Annotated in this window: 5 protein-coding genes; all 5 read right to left on the bottom strand. The window is 72.0% G+C overall.

The genetic code is table 11. The annotated features are described in order from the left end of the window. Positions 1 to 154 precede the first annotated feature (154 nt). Positions 155 to 1735, bottom strand: a complete 1581-nt coding sequence (locus ABD234_RS14005; protein ID WP_084148602.1) for an alpha-N-arabinofuranosidase — start codon at positions 1733 to 1735, stop codon at positions 155 to 157. A 116-nt stretch (positions 1736 to 1851) separates the two neighbouring features. Beyond that, positions 1852 to 2877: a LacI family DNA-binding transcriptional regulator gene (locus ABD234_RS14000; protein WP_038373850.1), complete on the bottom strand. Its 1026-nt coding sequence runs from the start codon at positions 2875 to 2877 to the stop codon at positions 1852 to 1854. A gap of 86 nt (positions 2878 to 2963) precedes the next feature. Continuing rightward, positions 2964 to 3920, bottom strand: a complete 957-nt coding sequence (locus ABD234_RS13995) for a carbohydrate ABC transporter permease (RefSeq protein ID WP_084148601.1) — start codon at positions 3918 to 3920, stop codon at positions 2964 to 2966. Further along, a complete protein-coding gene (locus tag ABD234_RS13990; protein WP_232226462.1) occupies positions 3920 to 4783 on the bottom strand; it encodes an ABC transporter permease in 864 nt (287 codons plus the stop codon). The genes ABD234_RS13995 and ABD234_RS13990 overlap by 1 nt, the downstream gene beginning before the upstream one ends. 254 nt (positions 4784 to 5037) lie before the next feature. Continuing rightward, positions 5038 to 6708, bottom strand: coding sequence for a type 2 periplasmic-binding domain-containing protein (locus ABD234_RS13985; protein ID WP_344357352.1), 1671 nt, complete (start codon positions 6706 to 6708; stop codon positions 5038 to 5040). Positions 6709 to 6757: the final 49 nt, after the last annotated feature.

Genomic DNA, 6757 nt, shown 5'->3' with positions numbered 1-6757 from the left:
AGCCAGGCAATCGCCTGGCTCGCGGCCCTGAGGCAGCCGTTCGTGCTCGGCCCCGCCGGCGAGCGGCACGGCGACTGCGCATGTGCAGTCGTCGTGCCGCGTCGGAAGCCTCCGTGCGGAGGGTGCCGCCCGTCGGCCCCCGACCGGAGGGCCCTCAGCCCAGGGTCAGCTCCACCGTCGCGTAGGAGGCGGCGGGCAGGTCGATCTCGAGGCCGTGCTCGTGAGGGCGGATCGCGGTGAGCTCGCGCGGGGCGACGGCCTCGGGGACCTCGGGCGTGTTGTGCGCCGCGGTCGACTCGGCCGCGAGGACCCGTCCGGTGTGGGCGGTGACCTCGGCGCCGCGCAGGTCCAGCACCACGGTGCGGGGCTCGGAGGCGTCGAGGTTGGACAGGGACACCAGGGCGCGGCCGTCCTTGGTCGAGGCGCTCGCCGAGAGCAGCGGCAGCTCGCGGCCGTCGACGGTGCGCGGCTCCTCGGGCAGGCTCACGTGCACGGGCAGCGCGGCCGCGTCGTGGTGGCCGGTGTTCATGGCGAACACGTGGTAGGTCGGGGTGAGGACCAGGGCGCCGGAGTCGGGATCGGTGAGGATCATCGCCTGCAGCACGTTGACGGTCTGGGCGATGTTCGCCATGAGCAGCCGGTCCGCGTGGCGGTGGAAGGCGTCGAAGTGCACCGAGGCGACCAGCGCGTCCCGCAGGGTGTTCTGCTGGTACAGGAAGCCGGGGTTGGTGCCGGGCTCCACGTTCCACCAGGTGCCCCACTCGTCCAGCACGAGGCCGACGGTGCGGTACGGGTCGTAGCGGTCCATGACGGTGCTGTGGCGGGTGAGCAGCTCGTCCAGGTGCGCGGCGCGGGACAGGGCGAGGTACCACTCGTCCTCGGTGAACTCGGTGGCGGAGCCCTTGTCCTCCCAGGGGCCGGTCATCGTGTAGTAGTGCAGCGAGATCGCCTGGAACGGGCCGGGGCGGCGCTCGGGGCTCTTCTCGAGGCTGTCGCCGAAGACGCGCATGAGCTCCTCGGTCCAGCCCAGGTCGCCGTCGTGGGAGCCGGCGGCGATGCGGGTGACCGTGTTGCCGGCGTGATCGCGCACGAAGGTCGAGTACTGACGGGCCAGGGCCGCGTACTCGTCCGCGCGCATGTTCCCGCCGCAGCCCCACGTCTCGTTGCCGATCCCGAAGAACGGCACCTTCCACGGCTCGTCCCGACCGTTGGCACGGCGCAGCGCCGCCATCGGGGAGTCGTCATCACGGGTGAGGTACTCGATCCACTCCGACATCTCCTGCACCGTCCCGGAGCCGACGTTGCCGTTGACATACGCCTCGGTGCCCAGCAGCTCCACCAGATCCATGAACTCGTGCGTGCCGAAGGAGTTGTCCTCGACCACATCGCCCCAGTGGGAGTTCACCATCCGCGGCCGCTGCTCGCGCGGGCCGATGCCGTCCTTCCAGTGGTACTCATCGGCGAAGCAGCCCCCCGGCCAGCGCAGGTTCGGGATGTCCAGCGCCCGCAGCGCCGCCACGACATCATCCCGGATCCCCCGGGTGTTGGGGATCTCGGAGTCCTCGCCCACGAAGAACCCGCCGTAGATGCACCGGCCCAGGTGCTCGGCGAAATGCCCGTAGACGTGACGGTTGATGATGTCGCCGCCCTGGTCGAGGTCGACGGTCACGCGGGCGGGGCCGGTGGTGGTGCCGGTGCGGGCCGTGGAGAGGGAGCGGCGGCGGCTGGTGGTCATGGGTACTCCTCGATGAGCAGGGGGACGGAAGGCGTCGACCAGAATGATGTATCGATACACGGGCGGGGTCAAGGGGGTCCGGCCGATGGATCGGGGCGAGATGCGGCGACGGCGCGTCAGCGCCCGGTGGACTCCCGGGGCAGGACGGTGTGCGGAGCGGTCAGCTCCAGGCCGCCGAGCTGCGCCGGGGCGTCGGAGCCCATCCGCTCGAGCAGCAGGTCGACCGCGCGCCGGGCGATCCATGCGTGATCGGGGCGGATCGTCGAGAGCGAGGGGATCGAGAACTCGCCCTCGGGGATGCCGTCGAAGCCCATCGCGAGCGCGTCCTCGGGCACGCGCAGGCCCTCATCGGCGAGCCCGCGCATCACGCCCAGCGCCACCGAGTCGGTGATGCCCAGGTACGCGTCGGGGCGCCGGCCCTGCGCGAGGGCGGCCCGCACCGCCTCCCGCCCGGCCTGCGGGCCGAGCTCCTGCACCTCGATCAGCACCGGCGCGCCGGCCTCCGGCCCCCAGGCCGCGAGCGCCTCCCGGTAGCCGTCGGCGCGGCGGGTCAGGACGTTCTCCTCCGGGCCGGGACGGCCGCTGACCAGGGCGATCCTCCGAGCCCCGCGCTCGAGCAGGTGGGTGGTGGCGTCGAAGGCCCCGGCATGGTTGGGCAGCGAGATGTGGGCGGTCCCGTGCGGTGCGGGGCGCTCGCCCAGCACCACCACGGGGAAGTCCTGCGGGAGGAGGGGGCCGTCCTCCGGGCCCATCGCGAGCGGCGTGACGATCATGCCGTCGTAGCTCATGGCGCGGGCGCGTTCGATCGCCCCGATCTCCGCCTCGCGGCCCGGCTCCGGCGACTCCATGGCGAGGGTCAGGCCGTGGCGGCGCGCCTCCTGGGCGATGAGGCCGCCCAGCATGCCGTAGTAGGAGAACGGCGAGGTGCTGCCCGGGGCGAGCAGACCGATCACCCCGCTGCGCCCGGACCGCAGCGTCCGCGCGGTGGCGTTGAACCGGTAGCCGGTCTCCGCGACGGCGGCCTCGACCCGGGAGCGCAGCTCGGGGGAGACGCTCTGCTTGCCCTTGAGGACGTTGGAGACGGTCATCGGCGAGACCCCCGCCCGGCGGGCGACGGTCGCCATGGTGACCCTCTGCGGCATCTGCCCGTTCCTCCCGGCCGTCGCGGTGCTGGTCCAGCGAAGGGTACCGGAGCGCGGCCGGGGGAGGGGGCGGGCAGGGGCCGGGCTCAGCCCTTGATCGCACCGGTCAGCACTCCGGAGCGGAAGTACTTCTGGATGAAGGGGTAGGCCACGAGGATCGGCACGGTCGCCACCACGATGATCGCCATGTTCAGGCTCAGCGCCGGCGGCGGGGCCTCGGCCGCTGCCACGGCGCCCGGCAGCGGAACGCCGGCCAGCACGTACTGCTGCAGCACGACCTGGATCGGCCACTTCGAGGCGTCGTTGAGGTAGAGCATGGCGTTGAAGTACATGTTCCAGCAGCCGACGGCGTAGAACAGGCTCATCACCGCCAGCACCGGTTTGGACAGCGGCAGCGCGATGGTCAGGAAGATCCGCCACTCGCCGGCGCCGTCGATCCGCGCCGAGTCCAGCAGATCCCGCGGCAGCCCCATGAAGAAGTTCCGCACCACGACCATGTTGAACGCGGAGATCAGCCCCGGCAGCACCAGCGACCAGCTCGAGTCCAGCAGCCCCAGGGACCGGATCAGCAGGTAGTGCGGGATCATCCCGGCGTTGAACAGCATCGTCCCCAGCGCCAGCAGCAGCACGAGCCGGGCTCCGGGCACGTCGCGGGTGCGGGTGAGGCCCCAGGCCATGGTGGTGGTGAAGACCATCGACAGGGAGGTGCCCACCACCGTCAGCCACAGCGAGTTGCCCAGGCCCTGCAGCACCGCGTCGCCGCGGAAGATCGCCCGGTAGGCGTCCAGGGAGAAGGCGGTCGGCAGGATCGTGCCCGAGTGCGCCTGCGAGGGCGCGGCGAAGCTCATCATCACGATGTACACCAGCGGGTACACCATGGTCAGGGAGATCCCGACGATGATGACGGCCTTCAGCGCCGCCACCAGCGGCGGGGTCTCGTGCTCCCAGGGGGCGCGGCCGGTGCCGCGCGAGCGGCCGCGGGACGGCGCGGGACGGTGCGGCCGGGCCCGGCCGGCGGGGGAGGACAGGGTCGGTGCGGCCATCAGAACACTCCTTGGCTTCCGAGCTTCTTGGCGATGCGGTTGGCGGCCAGCACCATCACGGTGGCGACGATGCCCTTGACGATCCCGGCGGCGGCGGCGATGCCCCACTGGCCTCCCGCGACGCCCCGGAAGTACACGAAGGTGTCCAGGACCTGCGCGGCATCGGCCCCGACGGCGGGCTGCTGCAGCAGCATCTGCTCGAAGCCGACGGTGAGGAAGCCGCCGAGGTTGAGGATCAGCAGCAGGGTGATCACCGGGGTGATGCCGGGAAGGGTGATGCTCCAGGTGCGGCGCCAGCCGCCGGCGCCGTCCACCGCGGCCGCCTCGTAGAGCTCGCGGGGGATCCCGGCGATGGCGGCGAAGAAGATGATCGTGCCCCAGCCGACGTCCTTCCACATGGACTGGAGGACCACGAGGATCTTGAAGGTCTCCGCCTCGCCCATGGCGTTGAAGCCCTCCACGCCCACCAGGGACAGCAGCGAGGTCGCCAGGGAGTCCCCGCCGACCACCTGCGTCCAGATGGCGATGACGATCACCCAGGACAGGAAGTGCGGGAGGTACACGATGGTCTGCACGAACCGCCGCACGGTCTCGGACAGGAGGCTGTTCAGCAGCAGCGCCAGCAGGATCGGCGCGGGGAAGGCGAAGATCAGCTGGAGGGTGGCGATGACGATCGTGTTGACGAAGGCGCGGCGCACCTCCGGGTCGGTCGCCAGGGCGGTGAAGTTGTCCAGGCCCACCCATGCGCTGCCGGCGATCCCGCGGAACGGGGAGAAGTCCTGGAAGGCGACGACGTTCCCGAGCATCGGGAGGTACGCGAACACCAGGAAGAACAGCAGGCCGGGCACGATGAAGGCGTACATCGCCCGCTCGCGCCGCATGCGCTCGCGCAGCGGCCGTCGCCGCGGGGCGGCCGTCCCCGAGCCCGGGCGCGGGGCCGATGCGGCCCCCTCCGGCCTCGCGCCGGCCGCGCCGCCGACGGCCGCGCCCCCGTCGGCCGGCCCGCCGGCGACCGCGCCACTGGCGGCCGGACCGCCGTGAGCCTGACCGCCGACAGCCGCACCGGAGCCGGCCTGACCGCGGGGCCCGGTCCGCCCCGCGGCATGGACGTCGGTGCTCACAGCCCTTCCGCCTTCAGCACCGCCTCGTACTCGCTGCGCACCTGCTCCCCGCCCGCGCCGAGGTAGCTCTGGACGAAGGCGTCCAGGTCGTCGACGCTCTCGCGCCCGGTGATCACGCCGTTCTCGAAGTCCTCGAGGGACTGCTTGAGCTGGGCGCCCTTGGTCACGAACGTCGCCGAGGCCGACTCGTAGCCCTCAAGCAGGCGGGGCTGCGAGTTCGCGGCGTTGGACTCCATGACGGCGGAGAACCGCTCGGCGAGGCCCGCGGCGCTCGGATGGCCGCGGTAGGGGTTGGAGCCCGAGTCGACGGCCACGTACTGCACCCCGAGCTCGGCCGCGTGCTCCTCGATGCCCAGCACCTGGCCGCCCTCGCCGAGCTCCCAGTGCCGGCCCTCGATGCCGTGGCGCACGAACTGGAACTCCTCGCTGCCCCAGGGGGCGGAGAGGTAGTCCATGACGTCGAGGATCGCGGTCAGGCGCTCCTCGTCCTGGGCCGCGGCGGCGGAGATCGACGTGGAGCGGCCGTAGGGCACGTTGCGGATGAACAGCGGGGCGGTGCCGTCGAATCCGGGCAGCGGCAGGTAGTCCAGCTGCGCCCCGGGATGGTCCCGGGCGGTGTCGGCGAACAGGGGGCCGGCGAAGGCGTTGGAGACGGCCTCCCAGGCCACGGCCGAGCGCCAGGTGGTGCTGTCCGCGGCGGGGGTGAGGGCATTGGGGTCGAACACGCCGTCCTTCCAGGCCGCGGCGAGCCACGTGAGCATCTCGCGGTAGTTCGCGGTCTGGCTCATGTGCACCAGGTCCCCGGATGCGTCGCGCTGCCACTCCGCGCCGACGCGGAACAGCGAGGTGAACATCGGCCGGTCGATCTTGGTGAAGCCGTAGACCTGCTGCCCCTCGTGGGTCGTGCCCTTCGCCTCGATCAGGGCCTTCATCAGCTGGTCGGCATCCTGCGGCTCCGGGCCGATGCTGGTGCTCTCCAGGACGTCCCGGCGCATCACCGCGAGGTTGGTGATGGGCCAGACGATCGAGGGCAGCTGGAAGATCCGGCCGTCCTTGAGGGAGGAGCGCCACACGTCCTGCGAGCGGGCGGCGAGGTTCGGCCAGCGGGAGATGCCGTCCCCGCCGAGGGTCTCGGACAGGTCCGCGAAGGCGCCCTCCCGGATCGCCTGCAGGTGCACGGCGCTCTGGTCGTTGACGAACACCAGGTCCGGGATGTCCCCGGAGGCGAGCATGGTCGAGAACTTGGCGTCGTAGGTGGCGGCGGGCACGAACTGGGGGTCGTAGGTGACGCCCAGGCGCTGCTCCAGCTCCTGCCAGTAGGGGTTCTTCTCGCGGTCCACCGGCGGCGTGCCCCAGATGAACTGGAAGACGGAGATGGTCAGGCTGCCGTCGCCGGGGGCGCGATCCACGCTCGGGGCGAAGGACGTCGGCCCCTGGGTGTAGACGTCGGACATGCCCGGGTTCTCGGCGAGATGGAACGCCTCGACCTCGGGCGGGGCGGCCTCGAGGGTGGTGGGCAGCTGCGCCGGGGCGGAGCCGCTGCCGTCGCTGCCGACGGGAGCGGCGGCCCCGCCCTCGCCGGAGATCGCCGAGCAGCCGGTCGCGCCGAGGGCGAGGGCCCCCGCGCCGAAGGCTCCGGTCAGGAAGCTGCGTCTCGTGGTTGCCATGGTGGTGCACTCCTTCGTGTCGTCCTGCATGGTGGGGTGCCGGGCCGAG

The organism is Brachybacterium phenoliresistens, assembly GCF_039530785.1.
In the GTDB taxonomy this organism is placed as follows: domain Bacteria; phylum Actinomycetota; class Actinomycetes; order Actinomycetales; family Dermabacteraceae; genus Brachybacterium; species Brachybacterium phenoliresistens.
This window is presented reverse-complemented; position numbering and strand designations above follow the sequence as displayed.